The organism is Candidatus Streptomyces philanthi (assembly GCF_059553635.1).
Map to the genome: position 1 here is coordinate 1 of NZ_JCANQV010000574.1, position 1,618 is coordinate 1,618.

2 protein-coding genes are annotated in these 1,618 nt (G+C 79.2%); both read left to right on the top strand.

The window, feature by feature from the left end; all coding sequences use genetic code 11:
* A partial coding sequence (locus AC51EU_RS30325) for a glycosyltransferase family 4 protein (RefSeq protein WP_496270297.1) occupies positions 1-828 on the top strand: 828 nt, incomplete at its 5' end.
* The coding region (locus AC51EU_RS30330) for an SAM-dependent methyltransferase (RefSeq protein ID WP_496270298.1) at positions 825-1,618 on the top strand (794 nt) is incomplete at its 3' end. The genes AC51EU_RS30325 and AC51EU_RS30330, both read left to right, overlap by 4 nt.

Here is a 1,618-nt window from a genome sequence, read left to right on the forward strand (position 1 = left end):
CCGCAGGCCGCCCGGCTGCGCCTCGCCGTCCTGGTGCACCTCCCGCTCGCCGACGAACCCGGCCCCGGCGACCCGGTCGCCCTGGACGCCGCGGAACGCCGCACCCTGCACCTCGCGCACGCCGTCGTCGCCACCAGCCGGCACACCGCCCGTACGCTCGTGACGCGCCATCAGCTCCCGGACCGCCGTGTCCATGTCGCACCACCGGGCACCGACCCGGCACCCCTCGCCCCCGGCACCGACGGCGCCACCCGCCTGCTGTGCGTCGCGGCCGTCACCCCCCGCAAGGGCCACCACCACCTGGTGACGGCGCTCGCCGCCCTCCGCGACCTGCCCTGGCACCTGACCTGCGCCGGCGCGCTCGACCGCGACCCGGCGCACACCGCCCGGCTGCGCGCCCTCGTCACCGCGCACGGCCTGGACGGCCGCGTCCGCTTCACCGGCCCCCGCACCGGCCCGGACCTCGACGCCGCGTACGCCGCCGCCGACCTGCTGGTGCTCACCTCGTCCGCCGAGCCCTACGGCATGGTCGTCACCGAGGCGCTGGCCCGCGGCATTCCCGTCCTGGCCCGTGCCGTCGACGGCGTACCGGAGGCCGCGGGCCGGGCCCCCGACGGCACCGTGCCCGGCGTCCTCGTGCCCCCGTCCGACCCGGACGCCCTCCCCGGCGCGCTGCGGCGCTGGCTGGCGGACGCCGCGCTCCGCGAGCGGTCGCGGAGCGCCGCCCGCGCCCGGCGTGCGATGCTGACGGGGTGGGACACAACGGCCCGTGCGCTGGCCGGAGTGCTGGACGCCATGCCGACGCCGGAGCCCCGGAGGACCCGTTGAGCGCCACCGAAACCGCCCGGTACACCAGCCAGTGGCTGGAGTTGCGCGAGCCCGCCGACGCCGCCGCCCGCGACCTCACCCTCCTCGACGCCCTGCGCCCGCGGCTCGGACCGGGGCCGCTGCGCGTCCGCGACCTCGGCTGCGGCACCGGCTCCCTCGGCCGCTGGCTCGCCCCCCGCCTCCCCGGCCCCCAGCACTGGGTGCTCCACGACCACGACCCGGGACTGCTCGCCGTCGCCGCCCGCACCCTGCCCGGCGCCGCCGGGGACGGCAGCCCCGTCACGGCCGCCACCGAGCACGGCGACCTCGCCGTCCTGACCGCCGCCGACCTCGCCGGGACCTCCCTGGTGACCGCGTCGGCCCTGCTCGACATGCTCACCGCCGACGAGATCACCTCCCTCGTCCGGGCCGTCACCGGCGCCGGCTGCCCGGCCCTGTTCGCGCTCACCGTCACCGGACAACCCCGGCTGACCCCCGCCGACCCCCTCGACGCCGAACTGACCGCCGCCTTCAACGACCACCAGCGGCGCACCGCGGGCGGCCGTACCCTCCTGGGCCCGGACGCCACCGCCACCGCCGCCGCGGCCTTCACCCGGCACGGTGCGACGGTCACCACCCGCCCCAGCCCCTGGCGTCTCGGCCCCGGCCACCCGGAGCTGGCCCTGACCTGGCTGCGCGGCTGGGTCCGTTCCGCCGTCGAGCAGCGGCCCGACCTCGCCCCGCGCGCCGCGGACTACCTGCGGCACAGAGAGGCCCAGCACGCCGCGGGCGCGCAGCCCGTCGAGGAACG